The organism is Alphaproteobacteria bacterium RIFCSPHIGHO2_01_FULL_41_14 (assembly GCA_001767855.1).
Taxonomy (GTDB): Bacteria; Pseudomonadota; Alphaproteobacteria; order UBA7879; family UBA5542; genus 2-01-FULL-41-14.
Genome location: MEMF01000002.1, coordinates 208,628 through 228,388, shown reverse-complemented (window position 1 = coordinate 228,388; position 19,761 = coordinate 208,628). Strand labels below are relative to the sequence as shown.

The window sequence follows — 19,761 nt, the reverse complement described above, 5'->3', positions numbered from 1 at the left end:
ACCTAATATTCAATTCTCATAGTAGAGATCAAAAGCTTAAAAATAGGACGTTTTTATGACCTCGTTGCTCTCTTTTCGAAAAACGCTTGTTTTGCTCGGAAGGTTTTTTGGCTCTCTGAGAGATCCTGCTGGGCCTCTTTTCCTTTTCTTTTCAACTGAAGATATGAGGGTAATAAAACCAAAAGCCGTTTCAACTCCTTATTATCCTTAATCATTTTTTCAGAAATTCTGCTTAATTTTTCCATGGCTTTTGGAGATCCGTCATCTAAAGGGATGTCATATTTTGGGTCTTTTTCTGGCGTTGGCTCGATGCGGATATAAGTCCCCCCATGATGAAATAGGTCCCTTTTTGCTTTCTCTTCCTGATAATCGGAAGGAATATCCAACATCCCTTCTGAGAGACCCGCCAAATTAGGCCCTTGGTCTGTCAGGGTAAAAGCGCCTCCTCCGAAAACACCAGATCCTTTGAACTTGGTTTTACCGCGATAAATGCCATTTCCAAGGGATACAAGGAGTATTTTCTTGTTGGGATATATTGTGCGGGCCAGGTCAATGGCTGATTGGGACGGACTATTCACGCCAACCCCTCCATCAATCAGTTTGACTCTTTCCGGCAGGAGAGGTTTCAATTCTCCAGTTTCAGGATCTACTTCTCGTTCTCTGGATCGATCAGGATAAAAATATTGTGTATTTAGATTACTATAGGGCTTAAAATAAGTGGGTGCTGCACTTGTTGCACGCGCCGCCTCCCACAAAAAGACCTTTCGCTGCCGGAGATTGAGGGTGCTAAACTCAAGAGATTTTCTGTATTTTATATTCGCGGATGTCACCAAAACAGGATTCACGGTTTGGCCCATGGTGACATTCCGGAAATATTTTTTAAGGAGTTGCTCAAAAGGCTTTGCCGAATATCGAGAGGTAAAAAATCCTCCAGTCCCTCTTATTTTTCGCACATAACTAGAATGGGAAAAAATTTTAGAAGACATCTTCTGGTACATTTCTACCAATTCTGTTGCATTATATTTGGCATTACCCTCTTCTGTGGGCATGTTTAGATAAAGCGCGATTAATCCTCCCGTGGAGGTGCCCGCAAATACATCAAAAATGTCAGACACTTTCACCCCAGTCTGTTTTTCGATATGTTCCAGTATTTTTGCGGGAATGAGTCCCCTTACGCCCCCTCCATCAACAGAAAGAACAAGGACATAGCCCTCGGACTGCCGTTCTTCTTTGGAGGGCAACCTGTAAAAAGGAGCTTTAGAGATACAATTCTCACAATCCCGGAAAATCCCAGAAGGGTGTCCGAAATACTCTTGGTAGGGCTGCTCAATTTCGTTGATCCATTTTTTTTTGGTGTGCTCATTTTTGAGAGCCGTTCTCAACGCTGCTGCATTACATTTAGGATGACTTAATAAGATGTCTTTCTTGCTTTTTTTCAAGTAGCCTACATAGGTGTTAAGATTTTTGCACTCAAAAGCTGTATATCTTGCCATTGCAATTAGAGAAAATCCCCAACAAACCAAACACAATAATATTTTTTTCATCATTATGACCTTCCCTGCTTTCTTTATCATAAGATATTTTCTTCTTTTTTTACAACGAGAAACTATTGACTATTTATGGAAATATGCGATTATTATTTTTTAATATACGATGGAAAAAATGAAAAAACTAATTGTATTCAGTCTCTCTGCTCTTCTCTTATTAAGCAACTGTGCCAAAAACATCTCTTCCAATGAATATTCTGAGGATGATGTTGGTTCTGTTAAACATACATACAAGGGTGTCATTATCTCTTCCCGCGCCGTTAAAGTGCAAGGGGGGGATAGCCTGGAAGACAACAAAGTAGGGTTGTTGGGCGGAGGACTCGCGGGTGGACTTCTAGGGTCTCAAGTAGGCCATGGAAGTGGACACGTTGTTGGGGCCGTTCTGGGTGCTGCTGCCGGTGCAGTTGGGGGTTCGTTACTAGAAAAGGGATTAAAATCCCAAGATGGTATTGAATATTCCGTAGAGCTCAGAGATGGTCGCATCCTGACCATCGTGCAAGGAAAGGATTCTCAGCTTTCCGTCGGACAAAGAGTTCTTGTGATGATGGGTTCGAAGGGACGTTCTCGTATTGTGCCTGATCTTTCTCCCGAAGGGAGTCAGAGTTCTAAGTCAAAGAAGCCTGCCTCCAGTAAAAGGGGACGCGGACGTACCATTGTTGTGATTGAAGACTAAGCTCAAAAAATCTCAAATTTAGACTAGGCATACATTCAGTGAAGAAATTTTTTTCTAAACTTCCTACCAGTATTTGGATTTTAGGCCTTACCGGGTTTCTCATTAACTTGTCTACCATTATGGTTTTCAGCCAAATGCCCCTCTTTATGAAGACAGAGCTGGGCGTCTCAGAACATACCGTCGGTGTTATTGATGGTTTTGTGGAATTTGTCTCTTATGCCATGCGCATCGTCGCTGGCTCTATTAGTGACATCCTACAAAATAGAAAAGTGGTGCTCGGGTTTGGCTATGGATTGTCGGCCCTCGTGAAACCTCTTTTTGCACTCTCCTCTTCTGTAGGACTTGTTATTTTCATTAGATCCTTGGATCGCATAACGAACGGACTGCAAGCAACCCCTCGAGATGCTTTGATTGGAGACCTTGTTCCCAAAGACAAAAGAGGCAGTTCTTATGGGTTATCTAAGTCATTAAAGACAGCTGGATCCGTCATAGGAGCGGCCTTGGTTGTTTGGATCATGACGGTGACAAATAATGATATCCGCTTTGTGTTTTTATGTGCCTTTGTGCCCGCTTTGATTGCCTTAATTCTTTTCATCTTTGGCGTTAAAGAGCCCACAGCAACCCCGTTGATTGAACTCAACAAACCAAACCATAAAAGGAAATTCCACTGGCGATCTCTCTTGGAACTCAAAAAAGAATACTGGAGCATTATTGCTCTTCTTTTTGTTTATGAGCTGTCCCATTTTGGAGAATCTTACTTAACTTTCCGAGCGGCCGAAGCTGGTGTTAATATTACGTACATTTCTCTTGTCATGCTCATGTTTAATATGGGTCAATTTCTCAGCGCCTTTCCCATTGGTACCCTCTCTGATCGTTTTCAGAGGCAAAACATTCTGTTAATAGGATTCTCTTTCATGTTGCTTGCAAATATCTGCATGATTTATGGGACTTCTCCTTTATTGATTTATTTAGGTGTTTTTTTCTGGGGCGCTCAGATGGGAACAACTCAAAGCATCTTTGTCTCCATGGTCTCAGACCATGCTCCAAAACATATTCGAGGCACTGCTTTTGGTATTTTCTACATTGTTATGGGTTTAGATATCATGATCGCCAGCAAAATAGCAGGTGTTATCTGGGAGCATTATGGATCCATCTATGCCTTTAAATACAGTGCTTGTGTTGCCATTTTTAGCATCGTGTGTTTATTCTTTTTCATCCCGAGAAAGAATAGGTTTACTCTCTTTAAGTCGTCAAGATAGCTCTTTTCCTCTGTTCTGAAAGAAAGGAAAGAATCGTGATATTGGTTTGAACCGTTATCATGGAAATAAACGGCGACACCAAGAAATCAAGGCCCGCCAAAATTAAAACAAGCTGTCCTGCCGATACGTGCACAGGATCCAAGATAGAAATGAGCAAAACGCCTCTAATGCCATCATTGGCACCTACTGCCATCCCTCCAACAACAGAAATAACAATAATAAAAAGGGCCTCCTCAAAAGAGAATGGATGTCCATATACCTGCGCAATGAAAAAACAAGAAAAAGAAAAATAAATGATGCTTCCATACTGGTTCAAAAACATCGCGATCGGTGTGACAATGGTCATGAATTGCTGACCCTTTTCCCCGGTATTCTTAAAAAAAGAAAGGGTCGGAATTGTCGCCGCCAGCGTTGATCCACTAAAGGCAATCAAGGCCGGGTTTTGTAAATCTTTAAGAATAGACAGGATAGGGATTTTCAATCTGTACCGGAGGATGAGCAAATTGCCTAAAAAAACAAGTACAAATTGTAAAAATATAATCTGTAAGAAGGGCAGCATATCTAGAAAAACATACAATCCTATTTTAGAAATAGATAAAGAGGTGGATGTAAACACTAGAACGGGAAGAAAGAAGAGGCCATAGGAGAATATCTTTAGAAAGGCATCCCTCGTCGCCTCAAAAAAGTTTTCTAAAACTGGTGCTTTAGGGCAGTGAGACAAAGAAATCGCAAAAATAATGGTAAATAAGATAATCTGAAAAGTTTTGTTATCGGTAAAGGCTCCAAAAATATTTTTGGGAACCGCTTTTTCAAAAAAATCGAAAAAGTTTTCTTGGCGCAGCGTCTCGATAGGCTGGTTAGGCGCACGCTCAATGATGGCCTCTTCAAGAACTTTTGAGGAAAGATCTGATTTTTTGTCAAAACTAATATGCTTTCCTGGTTGAAAAAGAACACCCATTCCTGCCGAAAAAAGGGAAAGACCTAAACCGGCTGCAACGCTAATGAGAGCAAATTTTTTCATACTCGAGCGCTGCGTAGATCTCAAAAAGGATCCGATTTCTACAATCAACGAACTAACTACAATGGGAATCACACACATGGTGAGCAGATTAGAAAGAACGCCATTAACTCCCTCGACGCTGCGCGTCAAAAAAGGGAAAAACACACCCACACAGATGCCTAAGACAACTGCTAAAAACATGTTTAAAGGATTAACAAACTTATTTTGCGTTAATTTCATTTCAAGCTCCTATTTTTTATTCAAATTGGACAGATGTATTTTTAACAAATCAGATATTTCAAGAGGTTTTCTGTTTAGCTGTAAAAAAGTATTAATCCATCTCAAAAAATTCAGATCTCCTTTTGGTACAGCGATGCCCGCTTTATCTGAAGAAACATCCATCACAACAGCGATATATCGTATGGGCCCCTCTTTATACAAAATAAGTATTCGCTCCAACTCAAATTCATCCCAAAAAATCCCCGCAATCTGGCGAACAGCCAACGCTTTAATCAACTCATCCTCGTTTGAATATTCCACGATTTCTGCCTGGGGAAATTGAAGTCTCGCAAACTCAACATAGGAAGTCCCCTTCATCACCCCAAGCTTATGACCATTTCGAAAAAAAGACTCGAGGCTATCATCTTGTCTTTGCCTTGTGCGAAAAAAATTGGCACGATTCAGAAGGACCGTTTTTTTTAACGACACATAAGGACTTGAATAATTAACCTTTTCTGCACGCCCCAAGGTAATGCTGAGATTCGATATTCCTAAGTCTGCTTTTCCCTGGAAAACTTGCTCAACAACTTCATCATAAGTTGTTGCCGTTCTTAGAATTTGTAATTCTACCCCAAGGTCCTTGGCGATATCTTTGGCTAAGCTCACATCAATGCCAATAGCTTGACCTTGGGAATTCTTCATCTCATAGGGAGGAGCATCATGCCCAATCATAGCCACAATGAGATACCCTCTGTCTTTAATCTTTTGAATATAATTCGTGGTGGGAAAACTAGTGTTTGAAAAAACCACGGAAAGAAAAAGCGTAAAGATAAACAACCTAGAAAAAAAATGAAAACTTTTTGTCATATCCCCTGTTGCCAATCCCTCTTAAGAGTGTACTCAAAAAAAAAGGGAGGAGCAATGATTAAGGTCAGCAGGACCAGGGCCGCCAGAACAACTTTCTCAAATAATGGCCGAGTTCCCACTCAAAACCAACCTGACCTTTGGGATTTTACTTTTTTTCTCTTAAGTGGGCCATATACATGTTTAATACATCCTGTATTTTAAAAGTTCTTCTGCTCAATTCTAAAAAAGTATCAACCCACTGCAAAAAATCTAGATCTTGTTTTGGCAAAACCATTGCCGATTTATCTGAGGGAACATTCATCTTAACGACAAAATATCGTATAGGACCTCCTGGGCTTAAGAAAATCACCTTTTCCATCTCGAATTCATCCCAAAAAACCCCTGCAATTTGTTGGGTATCCAGAGCGTGGAGCAAATCCTCTTTCGTTGGGTATTCTGCGATTTCCGCCTTTGGGAAATACATCTTGGAAAATTCCACATAGGAGCTCCCCTTCATCACCCCAAGCTTATGACCTTTTTGAAAAAATGACTCGAGGCTATCATTTTCTCTTTGCCTTGTGCGAAAAAAATGCCCACGATTGAGAAGAATTGTTTTTTTTAATGACACATAAGGACTTGAATAATTAACCTTTTCTGCGCGCCCCAGGGTAATGCTGAGATTTGAAATGCCTATGTCTGCTTTTCCTTGAAAAACCTGCTCAACAACGTCATCATAGGTTGTCGCCGTTCTTAAGATTTTCAAGTCTACCCCCATGTTTTTCGCGATATCCTGCGCTAGACTGATATCAATACCGATCATCTGTCCTTGAGGGTTCTTCATCACATAAGGGGGATCGTCTTCTCTGATCATGGAGACGATCAGATACCCTCTGTCTTTAATCTTTTGGATAGAATCCGGAACGGGTTGGACAGAGTGTGTCTTTGAAAAACTGAAAAGTGGAACCCCCCCCAACAGAAAGAGAACCAGGACGAAAAATTGAGAAAAGAATCTAAAATTTTTTGTCATCTAGACATCCACTTTTATTTGTTTTAAGTGAGTAAAATACATTTTCAACAAATCATTTATGTAGAGGGTTTCTCTATTTAATTCTAAAAAGGCATTTATCCATCGCAAAAAATTCAGATCATCTTTTGGTAAGATCATTGCCACTTGATCTGGAGGAATATCCATCACAACAGCGATATACCGTAGAGGCCCCTCCCTGAGTGACAGCAGCGCACTTTCTAACTCAAACTCATCCCAAAGAACCCCAGCAATAAGCCCTTTGTCCAATGCATCCATCAAATCTCTTTTGGTTGGATATTCCGCGATTTTTGCTTGAGGAAATTGAAATTTAGCAAACCCAACATATGAACTGCCCTTTCTGACGCCAAGCTTATGGTCACCTGTCAAAAATGAGAGAAGGCTTTCCTCTGCGTTTTTCCTTAAATGAAAAAAATGCCCACGATTGAGAAGAACCGCTTTTTTTACCAAAACGTAAGGATTAGAGTAATTAATCTTTTCTGCCCGCGCTAAGGTGATACTTAACTCTGAAATCCCTATGTCCGCTTTTCCCTGAAAAACCTGCTCGACAACCTCATCATGGGTTGCTGCAGACCTTAGAATTTGCAATTCTACCCCGAGATCCTTGGCAATATCTTTGGCCAAACCAATATCAATGCCAACAGCTTGACCTTTAAGATCTTTCATAGCATAAGGGGAATCATCCTGATCAATCATGGCCACAATCAGATAGCCTCTCTCTTTAATCTTTTGGATATGATACGTGGTGGGAAAACTAGTGTTTGAAAAAACCACGGAAAGAAAAAAAATTGGGACAAAAAACCTGGGAAAAAATCGAAAAACTTTTGTCATACCCCCTGTTGCCAACTCCTCTTAAAAGAGTGTACTCAAAAAAAAAGGGGGGAGCAACGACTAAGGTCAAGAGGGCGCCAAGGGCCACCGGGGCCTGGGCATAAAATCAAGTTGAGAGATATCCCCTTTACGAAGATGCTCGAGCCCTGCCCAAGCAATCATGGCTCCATTATCTGTACAGAGAGAAATGGGAGGGGCCACAAAAGAAATCCCCTGTGAACGACATACCCCTTGCAACGCAAGACGAATGGATGTATTGGCGCCCACTCCTCCTGCAACGACAAAAGTTTTTAAATCACTGTTTTTTTCCAGAGCTAACGTCACTTTTTTCTCTAATACCCCAACAATTGCTGCCTGGAAAGACGCAGCCACATCTGCCTTTGTTACATCATCCATCGGTTTGAGTTTTTCAATCTCGTATCTCACAGCTGTTTTTAAACCGGAAAACGAAAAGTCACAGGCAGATGTATGGAACAAGGGTTTCGGAAAAAGAAACCGTTTTGAATTTCCCGTTTCAGCGATCTTCTCAAGAGCGGGACCTCCTGGATAAGGCAAGTCTAACATTTTTGCTACCTTATCAAAACACTCTCCCACCGCATCATCTAAGGTCGTCCCCAATACTTTATAGTTGCCCACATCAAGGACATGGATAAGTTGGGTGTGCCCCCCTGAGACCAATAATAAGAGGTAAGGAAATTTGACTTTATCTGTTAGTCTGGCTGTCAATGCATGTCCCTCTAGGTGATTCACGGCCAGAAAAGGCTTTTGATGAAAAGCCGCGATGGACTTTCCCATCATCGCTCCGACCAATACGCCTCCTATCAATCCGGGCCCACAAGTCGCCGCCACACCATCCAGCTGATCAAAAGAAATACCTGATTGGCTCATGGCTTCTAAAACAATGTGCCGCAGGGCAGAGAGATGATTTCGAGCCGATACTTCAGGAATAACACCCCCGAAAGGAACATGGTCCTTAATTTGGGAAAAAACAATATTAGAAAGAATAGCCCCTTCTTTCGTTACGACCGCCGCAGCCGTTTCATCACAACTCGTTTCAATACCCAGTACAATTAAAGACATCTTGCTTTTTCTCGGAAAATCTTTCATGGTTCTTTTATTAAGAATAAAAACTAGACTATTTTATCAACAGATGCACGCTTTTTGGTCTTTACAAAAGAAAAACGATTTTCGTTTTGTTTTAGGAATATGTTCCTTTTTATTGGGCCTTGTTTATCTATGGCTCTTTTGTGACGAATCCCTGTTGAAACCAGATTCCCTAGGTTATATCAATTTTTCTTCGCAACGCTCTCTCGGATACCCGCTGTTTTTAAAGGGAATCCATTTTCTCTTTCATTCATATGAGCCCATTCCTTCTCTGCAAATTTTCTTTTTCTGTTTTTCTGCCTACTTTCTGAGTGCTTCATTTTTGCAAATGACGCGATCCTCCCTCTTATCAATCATCCTACTCTTCGCTCTGCTGTTTAACATTCCTTTCGCAAAACTTTCGTTCTCCCTTTTGACAGATTCCCCCGCACAATCCTTTCTCATGATGGGACTTGCCCTCACCATAAAAGCGTCTCAGTCAAAGGAAACTAAATATTATTATGGTCTGTGCCTTGTCGTCGGAATGGCTGCGCTCATACGCCCTTTGTCCATTATTCTATGCCTTTTGCCTCTTGGCCTTTCCTTCTTTCAAGGCTCTTCCTTAAAAGAAAAACTCTCTAAACAAGTGATCATAGGATTTTTTGTTATTGCTTCTTTTCTGCTCTTGGGCAGCACAGCACAATTTTTCCGACATGGGTTCTTTAAAACCGAGGCTTTTTTGGGGCATAACCTTATAGGAAAAGCATTAATCGCCATCCCAACGGAGGACGTCCTTAACAGCCCTTTTCCAAACACAAGAAAAGAATCTGTTGCCGTACAGCTTGTTCTAAATAAAGCACCCTCTCTACACCTAAAATATCTGCTCACGAGTCCTTACTATGATACGATTCGTCAGCGTGTCAGCTCCGAAACACCAAGCCTTCCCCCCAGTGAACAAGATGATTTTTGGAAAAAAGCTGCCATATCTTTGATTAAAGGCTCTCCCAAAGCTTATCTCGGGGATATTTGGATGAATTACTGGGCCTTATGGCAATTAGGGGACCTTTGCACCTATCAGGAAGATGGTGATTTTAAGTCCTACCTTGAAACCCACACCCCCCTTCCCATCATGGGAACCTATCAAGAACCTGAGATGCGCCACAAATTTAATCAAAAACTGGGAAATCCGTTCATTGTGTACGGAATTCGAATGATGTTAGGCCTTGGTTTTATTTTGTCCCTCTTGATACCTCTCTTATCCTTAATCTATAAATTTAGAAAAAAACCTATTTCTAACCCCCTGGTTCTTGGAACCCTTTCCGCCCTAACACTCCAAGCCGGGTTCATTGCCATCGCCTGCACCCAAGCCGGCCTCGGACGGTACGCGTTGAGTTTTTGGCCCTGTCTTTGTATACTTTTTCTTTCCACCCTAACTTTATTCATGGATCATAAACATAAATGACCGCCAAACAACAAACCATTGCCCTCATTGTTCCTTGTTATAACGAAGAACTGACCATTAAGAAGGTTATTGAAGACTTTAAAAAAGCCGTTCCTAATTTATTGGTTGTTATTTGCGACAACAACTCAACAGATCGCACAACAGAGGTTGCTCGGAAAGCAGGTGCATTGGTCCTGCATGAGCCCACGAAAGGTAAAGGCAGCGCTGTTCGTAGACTGTTCCGAGAGGTACAAGCAACCATCTATATTATGGTAGATGGGGATGACACCTATAACCCGAAAGAGGTGCAAGCCATGATCTCTGCCCTACAAACAGAGCAACTGGATATGGTGATAGGGGTGCGTCAAGCCCCCAAAAGTGCTTATCCCGTAAACCATAATTGGGGAAACCATTTATTTAATTGGATCTTGAGATTTTTTTTCAATAGCCAATTTAAAGATATTTTTTCGGGGTATAGAGTTTTTTCCCACAGGTTTGTCAAATCCTTTCCTGCTATGACCTCAGGCTTCGATATTGAAACAGAATTAAGTGTCCATGCCCTTGATCTTAATCTCCCTGTAAAAGAAATCAATACATCCTATCAAACACGCCCCGAGGGATCCGTTAGCAAACTAAAAACATGGTCTGATGGTTTTCTAATTTTAAGACGAATGATTTTCTTGTTTAAAGAATTGAGGCCTTTTTTGTTTTTTGGAATTATTTCCTTTTTCTTAACAAGTGTTGCCTTCTTCTTAAGTTTACCTCTTGTCTTCACTTACATCGAGACAGGTCTCGTGCCGCGCCTTCCGACAGCCCTCTTATGTTCCAGCTTAATGATTCTTTCTTTTCTAAGTTTAACATGTGGGGTCATCTTAGAGAGCATCAAGTATTCAAGAAGAGAAATGAAACGGCTACATTATTTATATTTATCTTCTTTGAACTTCAGGTTATAGAATTAGGATATGAATTTTAAATCGTTAATAGTTGCTGTATCGCTGTTTTTCCTCCCCTTACTGGGGTGGAGTATTGATACAACCCTCACCGTCAACCTAAAAGATGGCACAAAAGCTATTATCCGACCTGTGACAGGAAATCCCCAAGATAAAAAAGCAATGTATACTATTTTCAAAGATGCAGATACTTGCCGTACCATGCGGGATGGTACCCTATGGCCAGATAAATCCATTGATAATACCTATGCATATTACCTTGCTAATTGGCAAACTTTTAACGATCTGGAAAGTCTTGGTATTAAAGATCCTCAATTGACTTTTGGTTTCATTATTGTGTCCCCAGAGGGAAAAATCATGGGGTTTGGAGGTATTCAAAATTCCACACGAGAGGAGCCTTACAAAGAGTTGTACTTTGCTTTCTTACCCCCTTATCGGAATAAAGGATTGGGCAAACAGTTGGGTCAGTTTTTAATGAAGTTTCACAAATCTATCTTTGGGAATCAAATCTTAGAAGCCATTATTGTCCCTGATAATACACCTTCCAAAATACTCATGACAAAATTGGGATTTTCTCCTCGTTTAGACGCTCACGGAAACCCCATGTCTCATAGATTTCCTCGCTGGGGCAATCGTCTTTACGATATCTATCGATATACACCACCTAAACTTTCCTCCCGGAAATAAAAGGGTAGTATTCCTCACTCTGAAAAATTAGAATGAGAAAATGATTAAGGCTTTTCTTTTCCTGACCCTTCTTTTGACTTTCACCCAAGCAACGGCTGCTTTCGAGGAGGGAACAGTCATTCGAGATGCGGAAATAGAAGACATCCTGCGAAGCTATATCGACCCGATTCTTGAGAAAGCACACCTCAATAAAAAAGACCTCAATCTCATCATTCTGATTAATAGGGACATCAATGCTGCAGCGACGATTAATACGACTCTTATTCTTAACTCCGGATTTTTATTACACACAACCAGTCTTGAGGAAGTTCTGGGCGTCTTGGCCCATGAAATAGGACATCTTGAGGGGCGGCATATTATTCGGATGATTGAAAATTTAGATCAAACACAGAAAGCGAATATTTTATCTGTTGCCGCAGGCATTGCCCTCGGTATTTTAACAAATAGGCCAGATTTGGGAGCCGCTGTTGCAACCGGGTCAAACATCTCTAACGTTTATTCTCTTTTAAGTTACAACCGCGCAGAAGAAGCTTCCGCCGATCAGGCCGCCCTTAAATATTTAAATGCTTTGTGTTGGCCCGCTGAGGGAATGGCGACTTTTTTTGACAAGTTGTTGGGCCAAGAATTTCTGAGCAGCTCTTTACAAGACCCGTATATTCGATCGCACCCCCTGACAAAAGATCGGTTAGAAACAGTAAGGGCACAGCTTAAACTTTCCTGCCACAAACCTCTGCCTGAAATCATGGTAAAAAACTACCATATCTTAAAAACAAAACTCGAAGCTTTCTTGTTTCCGCCAGAAAGTATTTTACAGAAGAATGCGGGCACGACCCCTTTGGAAAAATATGCTCAATCCATTGCGTACTATCGTCAAGGCAAGATCGATCAGGCCATCAAAACTTTAGATTCCCTTGTGAAACAAGCCCCCCAAAATCCTTATTACCACGAATTAAAGGGCCAAATTTACTATGAAAATGGGAAAATAAATCCAGCTATTGAGAATTATAGACAGGCGCTTGCTTTGAAACCTAAAGAAGCTTTATTTCAAATGGGGCTTGCCCAGTGTCTCATTGCCTCGAATACACCCACGACCCTTCAAGAAGCCAGAAAACTTTTAGAAGAGGCCCGCGAAAAAGAGCCCAACAATATTACGATTTGGCACCTCCTTTCCATCGTCTATGGCCGACTCAATAAAATGGGTGCCATGGCTCTTGCCTTAGCAGAAAAAGCTGTTCTATTATCAAAGTGGGCCGAGGCAGATGAACAAGTAAGCCGAGCCCTTCATCATCTTGATAAGAAAGACCCTCTCTATCTTCATGCTCAAGACTTGCAATTACAAACAAAACGCGAGAGAAATACGAATACTCAAACAGCTAAATTATGATAAGTTTCTAAGATGACAAATGACTCTCTTCTAACAACTCTCGAGATTACTGAGATTTTATCCAACACCCCCCTAGATCGTACAAAATCTACGGTCGAGAAGATGGCTACATCAAAAAAAAGAGGATCTTTATCCCACGTGCACTCTCTTGAAGACTTACAAAAAATGCTCGATTCCTTTGAGGGATGTTCTTTAAAAAAGACAGCCCTAAATCTCGTCTTTTCAGATGGCAACCCAAAAGCCCCCCTTATGCTCGTGGGAGAAGCGCCAGGTGCTGACGAAGATCGACAGGGCAAACCCTTTGTGGGCATGAGTGGCCAGCTTTTAACCCAAGCTTTTAAATGCGCCGGGTTCGACAGAGAAAAAGATTTATATATCTCGAATACTGTTTTTTGGCGCCCTGCCGGTAATCGCCAACCCACCCAACAGGAATTAGAGGCATGTTTTCCTTTTATAGAGCGCCATATTGAACTTATCAACCCAAAAGTTCTCATTTTGGTGGGAGGAACGGCTGTGAAGACCCTTCTCAAAACAAACGAAGGGATCTCGAAATTGCGCGGCAAGTGGCTGGAATATAAATCCGATGGCCTTGCCCACCCCATCCCCACCATGGCCATTTACCACCCTGCCTACTTGCTGCGTAGCCCGGGTAAGAAAAAAGATGTATGGATGGATTTGTTAAAAATAAAAGAAGCTCTGAAATGAATCGGGCTGTCAACTGAAGCGTGTCTGCCTTCTTCCGTGCTCTTTATTACTTCCTAAGATTGCTATTCTAGCCAAGACAAAGTAAGATGTGACCCAATTGTTTTGTATCAATTTAAGGAAAAGCACATGAGTCATATGGGCCCAAGTGAAATTTTGAAATTCTATGAAGCAGACACACCCGAAACCCTAGGACGTCTCAAAGATGTTCTTTATCATGGAGCCCTAGGAGGCACGGGGAAACTGATCATCTCTGCTGTTGACCAAGGGTTTGAGCACGGCCCTACCCGAAGCTTTGCCATGAACCTTGGGGCGTACGATCCCCACTACCATTATGAATTAGCGATTGAAGCTGGTTTGTCTGCCTTCGCCGCCCCCTTAGGATTGTTAGAATCCGGGGCCAGAACGTTCAAAGGAAAGATTCCAACCATTTTAAAACTGAACAGTGGGAACAGCCTCATTCACTTAGATCAGCCCGATCAAGCCGTGACCGCCTCTGTGGAAGACGCCATTCGCCTCGGGTGCCATGGGGTGGGGCTCACTTTTTATCCAGGCTCTCGTTATTCTTATGCCATGATTGAAAAAATTCAACACCTGTCCCTACAGGCCCGCAAAGCTGGTTTGTTCGTGGTCATTTGGTCCTATCCTCGAGGAAGCCTATCGAAAGAGGGAGAAACAGCTCTTGATGTGGTCAGTTATGGAGCCCACATGGCCTGTCTTTTGGGAGCTCATATTGTGAAAGTAAAAGTTCCCACTGCTTATCTTGAGAAAAAACCAGATAAAGAAGCCTTTGAATCATACCATATCCCCTTTGAAACTTTGAAAGACCGGATTCACTATGTGGTCCGTAGTTGTTTTAATGGGCGCCGCCTTGTGATTTTCTCTGGAGGAGACCAAAAATCGGAAAAAAATCTCTTAACGGAGGTAAAAGCGATTCATGACGGAGGAGGATTTGGCTCTATCATGGGACGCAATTTGTTCCAACGCCCTCGACAGGAATCTCTGACTTTGATAGAAAAGATAGTCGATGTGTATAAAAGTCAAGGATAAACAATGAAAATTTCAGGCAACGAAATTAAATTAGGGAATGTTATTGAACACCAAGGACGTTTGTGGGTCGCTGTCAAAACCATGCATACCAAACCCGGAAAAGGGGGAGCTTATTTACAAGTAGAGCTCAAAGAAGTGCGCACTGGAACCAAGCTGAACGAGCGCTTCCGCTCAAGCGAGACGGTTGAACGCGTGACGTTAGAAGAAAGAGAATATCAATTCTTGTTTTCTGAAGGGAATCAATTCACCTTTATGGATCTGGAAACTTATGACCAAGTCTCTTTAGAACAAGATTTTATCGGAGAAGGACATGATTTTCTAAAAGACGGTATGATTGTGAAACTTTCCATTCACGATAACCAACCTGTTACCGTTCAACTTCCCGAAACCCTTGTCATGGAAGTGACAGAAGCAGACCCCGTTATTAAAGGTCAGACAGCTTCTTCATCCTATAAGCCCGCCATTGTGGAAAACGGTCGCCGGATTATGGTGCCCCCTCATATTGAAACAGGAACAAAAATTGTCGTTAACACGGCAGATGGAACCTATGTGGAAAAAGCCAAATAAATGTATCGTAATCGCACTCTCACCACATCCGCCACTTTAAATGTCATGATCGACGCTGCTGAAAAAGCAGGCCGCAGTCTTATTCGCGACTTCAACGAAGTCGAGAAACTACAAATTGCCAAAAAAGGCCCTGCGGACTTTGTTTCCATTGCTGACCAAAGATCTGAAAAATTGATCTATGAAGTTTTAAAAAATGCCCGTCCTGACTATTGTTTTTTGATGGAAGAGAGTGGCGCAGAAGAAAATAAGGACAAAGACAATCAATGGATTATTGACCCCTTAGATGGAACCACCAATTTTTTACATGGATTGCCAGGGTTTTGTGTCACTATTGCCCACTCTGAAAAGGGACAGATAAAACATGCGGTAACCTACGATCCTTTGCGAGGTGATTTATTCTGGGCCGAGAAAGGAAAGGGGGCGTTTCTCAACGGAGACTACCTTCGTGTTTCTAGTCGTTCTGCTTTAATGGATGCTTTGATTATAACGGATCATCATGATCCCTATCAAAAACACGGTTCTTTTTTCCAAAACACTTGGTCTATTCTCACAGAAAACACCTCCGTTATTCGATGTTTGGGATCTGCTGCTTTATCTTTAGCTTATACGGCAGCCGGAAAATCCGAAGCTTATTTTATGCCTGGATTAAAACCTTGGGATGTGGCAGCAGGTATTCTCCTTGTCCGGGAAGCTGGCGGCATGGTATCTGAAATAGATGGGGGGGAAAAGCCTGAAACAGGGGATTCCATCCTTGCTTCAAATCCTCATATCTATGATGAGTTGAAAAATGCCATATCTTCCTGCTGACAATTCTGATGTTTCCCTTGAAGCTATTTTTTAATACGTATATATTTTCTTCAAACTCAAGACAGGAATAGAAAATGATTATAAAAACTCTTTCGGTGATTAGTATTCTTATACTATCTCTCCCCAGCCTGGCGGATAAAACGCTCGGGAAGGAGCCTAAAAACAAACGTGAGCGACGGGAAGACAAAACAAAGGGTCACTTATTAGCAGAACCTCTTTTTACCACAGCTAAGAAAAAAAATGAAACTTACGGCATCGGGGTTAACACCTATCTGTGGAAGGCCTCTTTGGAAACAGTTTCCTTTCTCCCTAAAAAATCCACAGATCCCTTTGGAGGTACTATTATCACTGACTGGTACTCTTCCCCTGAAACACCAAATGAAAGATTAAAAATAGAAATTATGATCACGGGTCGAGCGTTAACTTCTGAAGGCGTACAAGTTGCTATATTCCGAGAAAAGAAAAACACACGAGGTGAGTGGATTAGCATCCCCCTGGATCGCGATACCCTTCTTAAATTTGAAGAGACGATCCTCTCTCGGGCTCGAGAATTAAAAGTAGCGACAGAAATCGAATAATACCTCATGTCTCAAGCCTATAATTTTCGCATTGTAGAATCTAAGTGGCAGTCTGTTTGGGCCCAGAAAAATCTTTTTGAGGCCAAAGACACCGATCCTTCAAAGTACTACGTTCTGGAAATGATGCCTTATCCTTCGGGTCGTCTTCATATGGGGCATGTTCGCAATTATTCCATTGGAGATGTGATTGCCCGCTATAAATGGGCAAAAGGATTTAATGTCTTACACCCTTTTGCGTGGGATTCTTTTGGTCTCCCCGCTGAGAATGCTGCCATCAAGAATAAAACACACCCCCTCGAATGGACCAATCTCAATATTCAGACAATGAAAGAGCAACTCAACAGTCTGGGACTGAGCATTGATTGGTCTCGAGAAGTTTCTACTTGTGATCCCTCTTATTACGAACATGAACAATTATTCTTTCTAGAATTTTACAAAGCTGGATTAGCCTATCGAAAGGAATCGTGGGTCAACTGGGATCCAGAAGAACAAACGGTTTTGGCGAACGAGCAAGTCATTGATGGGAAAGGGTGGAGATCTGGTGTTCCTGTAACGCGCAAACTTTTGTCCCAATGGTTCCTACGCATTAGTGATTTCTCTGAAAACCTTTTACAATCATTGGATGATTTAAAAAAATGGCCAGAAAAAGTCATCACCATGCAGAAAAACTGGATTGGTAAATCTCATGGAGCCTATATCAATTATGCCATCAAAAATCAATCGCAGGCCCTTCGGGTATATACTACACGTCCTGACACCTTATTTGGGGTGAGCTTTATTGCGCTTTCCTGTCACCATCCTTTAGCCCTTGAGCTGGCCAAAACAGATGAGACATTAGCTGCCTTTGTAAAAGAATGCGATGCTTTAGGAACAAGCCAAAAGGCGATTGATACAGCTGAAAAAAAGGGAGTAAGAACAAAATTAGAAGCTCTTTGTCCTTTTGATGACACCCGCTCTATTCCTATTTATGTAGCCAATTATGTTTTGATGGATTATGGCACCGGTGCAGTCATAGGGGTTCCAGCCCATGATCAGCGCGATTATGAATTTTCGAAGAAATATAACCTAGACCTCTTACCTGTAATCGCCCTACCTAACGGAGATCTACCCTCCCTTAGGGAAAAAGCAGCTTCTTTGGAAGAAGGAATTATGGTGAATTCCTCTTTTCTGAATGGTTTGACCGTTCCCGAAGCTATTCAACGAGTGATTGAAAAGTTAGAAGAACAAAAAATAGGATATGGAACTGTTCTGTATCGGTTAAAAGATTGGGGAATTTCTCGTCAACGTTACTGGGGATGCCCTATTCCCATTATTTATTGTCATCAATGTGGCATTGTCCCCGTACCTGAGAAAGATTTGCCAGTAACATTGCCCCAAGATGTGAGTTTTGATATTCCAGGCAACCCTCTTGACCACCATCCCACATGGAAATACGTTAAATGTCCAACGTGTGCCCAAAGCGCGACGCGTGAAACGGATACATTCGATACTTTTTTTGAATCTTCATGGTATTTCCTAAAACTTTGCTCTCCGCATCCAACCAATTCTATGCCTTTTGATAAAAATGTTGTTGAGTCGTGGATGCCCGTAAACCAATATATTGGAGGGATAGAACACGCGATCCTTCATCTTTTATATTCTCGCTTCTTTATGCGCGCTCTTAAAAAATGTGGATATTTAAATTTGAAAGAACCCTTTGAGGGATTGCTGACCCAAGGAATGGTTGCCCATAAAACTTATCATGCAGAAAATGGGGAGTGGATTTATCCTCATGAAGTGGTTCACAAAGAGGGAAAACTCTACTCACCACAAGGGCTCCTCGTCACGGAGGGTCCCTCTGAAAAAATGAGCAAATCCAAAAACAACACGATAGATCCTTCTGACATTCTTGAAGAATTTGGCGCAGATGCAGCCCGTCTTTTTATTCTGTCTGATTCTCCTCCTGATCGGGGATTTGAATGGACTGAAACGGGATTACAGGGCACGTGGCGTTATTTGAATAAATTATGGGCCCTTGTTGAGAAAATTAGTCGACATGAATGTCCCGCAGTAAAACCAAACGATTTCTCCAAATGCGCCCAAGAAGTGGAGAAAGAAACTCATAAAACCGTTGAGGCGGTCTCACGTGACTATGACCAATTCCACTTCAACAAAACCATTGCACGTTTACGCGAGCTCTCAAACCAAATGGAAAGCCTGAATTTACAAGAAGAATCTGATCGATGGATTGCTCACTGGAGCATTCGGATCCTCATTCAACTTTTCTCGCCTTTTATTCCCCACCTTTGTGAAGAGGCCTGGCAAACACTCCTGAAAGAGAATTCTTTTTTGATTAAAACTCCTTGGCCGAAGGCGGATGACACCTTTCTGAAAGATGATATAATAACCCTCGCTGTGCAAGTTAATGGCAAGTTAAGGGGGACGGTCCATGTATCTTCTAAACAAAAAAAAGAAACCCTTGAAACCCTTGCTCTTGAGCTCCCCACCGTTCAAAGACTGGTTGAGGGGAAACAAGTCAAAAAAGTTATTATTGTCCCGAATAGGATTATAAACATTGTTTGCTCATAAATTTATCCTAGGCATTTGTGCCATTTTTTTATTGAATGGGTGTGGCTTCCATCCTCTCTATAAAGAAAGCTCAAGGGAAGTGAAGTATCACCTAAACCATATTAAGATTCAAACCATCCCCAATCGAGAAGGGCAATTGTTGCATAATCAATTATCCACCCTATTAACACCATATGGCCCCGCCCGCCATCCTCTTTACACCCTTTCAACTGATCTTACCTTTGCGGCAAGAGGGGTCGCTATTCAAAAAGATGCCACAGCAAGTCAAGAAGCCATTGATTTAACGTATAGTATAACCTTATCTGATTTGAGAACTGGGAAGACTCTCTTCTCCACAAACGAAACTATATCGGTGGATTATGTGCTTTCTTTTACCGTCCCCTATTCAAATTTCATAGAAGAAAAGAGCGCTAAAAGACGTCTGGTAGAAGAAGCCGCTCAAAATATTCGCCTTCATTTGGCTTCTTTTTTTGCAAAAAAATAATTGGGCACACTGGACAAAAATTAGAAAAAATAGAAACTCT

The 19,761-nt window shown here is 41.7% G+C and carries 19 protein-coding genes; 13 read left to right on the top strand and 6 right to left on the bottom strand.

Translation table 11 applies throughout. The features are described 5' to 3' along the window. Positions 1-53: 53 nt before the first annotated feature. Complete coding sequence (locus tag A2621_01105; GenBank protein ID OFW89508.1) at positions 54-1,574, bottom strand: hypothetical protein; 1,521 nt, start codon at positions 1,572-1,574, stop codon at positions 54-56. A 79-nt stretch (positions 1,575-1,653) separates the two neighbouring features. Here A2621_01105 and A2621_01100 point away from each other — a divergent pair, with 79 nt between their 5' ends. Then, on the top strand, positions 1,654-2,220 hold the full coding sequence (locus tag A2621_01100; GenBank protein ID OFW89507.1) for a hypothetical protein: 567 nt from the start codon (positions 1,654-1,656) through the stop codon (positions 2,218-2,220). Between the two features lie 29 nt (positions 2,221-2,249). Beyond that, positions 2,250-3,479: a hypothetical protein gene (locus A2621_01095; protein OFW89506.1), complete on the top strand. Its 1,230-nt coding sequence runs from the start codon at positions 2,250-2,252 to the stop codon at positions 3,477-3,479. Here the strand turns inward: A2621_01095 and A2621_01090 are convergent. The 5 genes from A2621_01090 to A2621_01070 form a co-directional block, all read right to left on the bottom strand. Continuing rightward, on the bottom strand, positions 3,463-4,719 hold the full coding sequence (locus tag A2621_01090) for a hypothetical protein (protein OFW89505.1): 1,257 nt from the start codon (positions 4,717-4,719) through the stop codon (positions 3,463-3,465). The genes A2621_01095 and A2621_01090 overlap by 17 nt on opposite strands. Before the next feature lie 9 nt (positions 4,720-4,728). Then, entirely contained in the window at positions 4,729-5,565 is an 837-nt protein-coding gene (locus tag A2621_01085) for a hypothetical protein (GenBank protein ID OFW89504.1), read from the bottom strand. Between the two features lie 145 nt (positions 5,566-5,710). Continuing rightward, positions 5,711-6,571: a hypothetical protein gene (locus tag A2621_01080; GenBank protein ID OFW89503.1), complete on the bottom strand. Its 861-nt coding sequence runs from the start codon at positions 6,569-6,571 to the stop codon at positions 5,711-5,713. Next, positions 6,572-7,420: a hypothetical protein gene (locus A2621_01075; protein ID OFW89502.1), complete on the bottom strand. Its 849-nt coding sequence runs from the start codon at positions 7,418-7,420 to the stop codon at positions 6,572-6,574. 66 nt (positions 7,421-7,486) lie between these two features. Then, the gene (locus A2621_01070; GenBank protein ID OFW89501.1) at positions 7,487-8,500 is read right to left on the bottom strand and encodes a tRNA (adenosine(37)-N6)-threonylcarbamoyltransferase complex transferase subunit TsaD; all 1,014 of its coding nucleotides are present in this window, start codon (positions 8,498-8,500) and stop codon (positions 7,487-7,489) included. A gap of 1 nt (position 8,501) precedes the next feature. Between A2621_01070 and A2621_01065 the strand changes: the two genes are divergently transcribed. From A2621_01065 to A2621_01015, 11 genes are all read left to right on the top strand, one after another. Continuing rightward, the gene (locus A2621_01065; GenBank protein ID OFW89500.1) at positions 8,502-9,965 is read left to right on the top strand and encodes a hypothetical protein; all 1,464 of its coding nucleotides are present in this window, start codon (positions 8,502-8,504) and stop codon (positions 9,963-9,965) included. Continuing rightward, positions 9,962-10,897: a glycosyl transferase gene (locus A2621_01060; GenBank protein OFW89499.1), complete on the top strand. Its 936-nt coding sequence runs from the start codon at positions 9,962-9,964 to the stop codon at positions 10,895-10,897. The genes A2621_01065 and A2621_01060 overlap by 4 nt, the downstream gene beginning before the upstream one ends. 9 nt (positions 10,898-10,906) lie before the next feature. Further along, positions 10,907-11,581 (top strand): hypothetical protein, encoded by a 675-nt coding sequence (locus tag A2621_01055; GenBank protein OFW89498.1) that lies wholly within the window; start codon positions 10,907-10,909, stop codon positions 11,579-11,581. A 40-nt stretch (positions 11,582-11,621) separates the two neighbouring features. Next, positions 11,622-12,965 carry a hypothetical protein gene (locus A2621_01050; protein OFW89497.1) on the top strand — a complete coding sequence of 448 codons (1,344 nt, stop codon included), beginning with the start codon at positions 11,622-11,624 and terminating at the stop codon, positions 12,963-12,965. A 12-nt stretch (positions 12,966-12,977) separates the two neighbouring features. Further along, positions 12,978-13,670 (top strand): hypothetical protein, encoded by a 693-nt coding sequence (locus A2621_01045; protein ID OFW89496.1) that lies wholly within the window; start codon positions 12,978-12,980, stop codon positions 13,668-13,670. A 126-nt stretch (positions 13,671-13,796) separates the two neighbouring features. Continuing rightward, positions 13,797-14,717 carry a fructose-bisphosphate aldolase gene (locus A2621_01040; protein OFW89495.1) on the top strand — a complete coding sequence of 307 codons (921 nt, stop codon included), beginning with the start codon at positions 13,797-13,799 and terminating at the stop codon, positions 14,715-14,717. A 3-nt stretch (positions 14,718-14,720) separates the two neighbouring features. After that, positions 14,721-15,284, top strand: a complete 564-nt coding sequence (locus tag A2621_01035) for an elongation factor P (GenBank protein ID OFW89494.1) — start codon at positions 14,721-14,723, stop codon at positions 15,282-15,284. Further along, positions 15,285-16,091, top strand: coding sequence for a hypothetical protein (locus A2621_01030; GenBank protein OFW89493.1), 807 nt, complete (start codon positions 15,285-15,287; stop codon positions 16,089-16,091). An 80-nt stretch (positions 16,092-16,171) separates the two neighbouring features. After that, the gene (locus tag A2621_01025; protein ID OFW90104.1) at positions 16,172-16,669 is read left to right on the top strand and encodes a hypothetical protein; all 498 of its coding nucleotides are present in this window, start codon (positions 16,172-16,174) and stop codon (positions 16,667-16,669) included. Between the two features lie 6 nt (positions 16,670-16,675). Beyond that, positions 16,676-19,237, top strand: a complete 2,562-nt coding sequence (locus A2621_01020) for a leucine--tRNA ligase (protein OFW89492.1) — start codon at positions 16,676-16,678, stop codon at positions 19,235-19,237. Beyond that, entirely contained in the window at positions 19,224-19,721 is a 498-nt protein-coding gene (locus A2621_01015) for a hypothetical protein (protein OFW89491.1), read from the top strand. The genes A2621_01020 and A2621_01015 overlap by 14 nt, the downstream gene beginning before the upstream one ends. The last annotated feature ends 40 nt before the right edge of the window (positions 19,722-19,761 follow it).